Annotated in this window: 2 protein-coding genes; both read right to left on the bottom strand. The window is 45.1% G+C overall.

What is annotated here, in order from left to right; genetic code table 11:
* Positions 1–22: 22 nt before the first annotated feature.
* The gene (gene tnpC / locus J9B83_RS15680) at positions 23–1,621 is read right to left on the bottom strand and encodes an IS66 family transposase (protein WP_211537722.1); all 1,599 of its coding nucleotides are present in this window, start codon (positions 1,619–1,621) and stop codon (positions 23–25) included.
* Between the two features lie 26 nt (positions 1,622–1,647).
* Positions 1,648–2,010, bottom strand: a complete 363-nt coding sequence (gene tnpB, locus J9B83_RS15675) for an IS66 family insertion sequence element accessory protein TnpB (RefSeq protein ID WP_211537721.1) — start codon at positions 2,008–2,010, stop codon at positions 1,648–1,650.
* Positions 2,011–2,092: the final 82 nt, after the last annotated feature.

Raw genomic sequence — 2,092 nt, 5'->3', positions numbered from 1 at the left:
GTAAACGTCCGGCCATCGCCACCTAGATGCGTTTGATGTTCCATGGCAGCAGGTCATCAAGACTTTCGTTAGCCTGTCGTTTTGGAAGCGATTCGAAGAGTGTCACTAGGTAATCATAAGGGATGAGGCCATTTGCTTTGGCGGTCTCGATCACACTGTAAAGTATCGCGCTCGATTTGGCTCCGTTACCGGTATTGGCAAACAACCAGTTTTTACGGCCGATTACGAAGGGCTTAATCGCTCTTTCCGCTCGGTTGTTGTCGATGTTGATCCGTCCATCGGTTAAGTAGATCGTGAGCTTGTCCCATTGATTGAGGTTGTATCGTATCGCTTTGCCTAAGAGGGTTTTGGGCGGTACTTGTTGAGCGGACTTTTCGAGCCATGCTTTATACTTCTCTAATATGGCTGGCGCTTTTTCTTGTCGGATCCGAAGGGCTTCTTCTGCTGTTTCTTGTTGCTTAGCCAATGTTTCGACGGCATACAGCTTTTTGATGTGATTGATCGCCACCGTCGCTTTGCCCGACTTCCCTTTGGCCATGCCTTTTTCCGCTTCAATAAATTTTCGACGTGCGTGTGCCCAACAACCGGCCAGCGTTGCTTTGGTCGATTTGTAAGCAGAATAGCCATCCACATTCAGATACCCATCGAACCCTCGTAAAAAATCGATGGCACATTGAGCACTTCGTGTGGGTTGGAAGTCGTATAACACAATATTGGGGATCGGGCTTTGTTTATCGGGCCTATCTTTACCGGTGCAATAGAGCCACATGTAGCAACTTGAACGAGCCTCTTTAATGACATTGAGCGTCGTTTCATCCGCCTGGATCACGGGCTGTTCAAGTAAGATCGTATGAAGTCGATCATAAAGAGGCTGTAATGCAGCAGAGCATTTCTGCATCCAGTCCGACATCGTTTGCCGACTCAGTTCAATGCCATATTGCTTGAACATGGTTTCTTGTCGATATAAAGGCAAGCTGTATTGGAACTTACCGGTAATCACTTGGCTTAACAGGCTAGGTGTCGCAATACCTTTGGGGATAATGCTGGCCGGCATCGGGGCTTGCTTGATCGTTGTTTTCGTTTCGGTCTTTTCACATTGACGGCATGCGTATTTAGGGCGAACGGTTTCAATGACTTTTAATTGGGCAGGAAGAAACTCTAATTTCTCAGAAGTGTCTTCGCCAATACGATGCAGTGGTGTCTGACAGCCAGCACAGGTTTTGTCCGATTCTGGTAAATCCACCACAACCGTGTCACGAGGTAAATCTTTTGGCAAAGATTTGCGCTTAGGTTTTGTACGCGTATAAGAAACGATTTGATTATCTAACTCAGCATCAGAATAGTCTTCTTGTGAGTCACTTTCTGATTCGTCAAACAGATCGCCTTGACCTGGGGACACTTCAGAGGCTTTACCAAACTGTTTTTGTTGTGCCAAACGCCATTGCTCAAGAATGAGCTGATACTTAGACTCCCATTCAGCGATTTTGGTATCTTTTTCTGTTAATGCTTTTTCTTGTTCTATTAATGATGACTCTTTTTCACCCAACAACAACGACTGCTCAAGCAAAAGAGCCTTAAGCGATTCAATGTCACTGGGTAAGTCATCAGGAAGTATTTTCATGGCTTGGATTATACCAAGCGAATGCCCTAATCGTCATGATATCGATAGGTTAAATGTGGGTGAGCGTCTTGTACATTGAGCGCAAGACCATCTAGTAACCAATTCAGCTGACGGGGTGAAACTTGAATGGACAAGTGCTCATCATCAATACCAGGCCATTGGAAATGCCCTTTTTCGAGCCGCTTATAATGTAGCCAGAAGCCATTCGATGCCCATTGTAAGATTTTGATTTTATCGCGCGCTCGGCCACAAAAGACAAAAATATGATCGCTACACGGCTCTTTTTCCAGATCGTACGCGACAATGTTGCATAGACCATCAATGGCTTTACGCATATCGGTTGGCCCACAAATGAGGGTTACATTAAGCTGATCAGACGTCGTAAACATAAGCCTTATATTCCAATTTAGAAAACAAAAGACTTTATGGTTTTTAGCAGCGATTACTATGTGGGGTTTAGCAGACGCTTAC

Source organism: Marinomonas vulgaris, from assembly GCF_018145875.1.
Taxonomy (GTDB): domain Bacteria; phylum Pseudomonadota; class Gammaproteobacteria; order Pseudomonadales; family Marinomonadaceae; genus Marinomonas; species Marinomonas vulgaris.
Note: the sequence above shows the minus strand (reverse complement) of the source record. Positions and strands in the feature narration are given on the sequence as shown.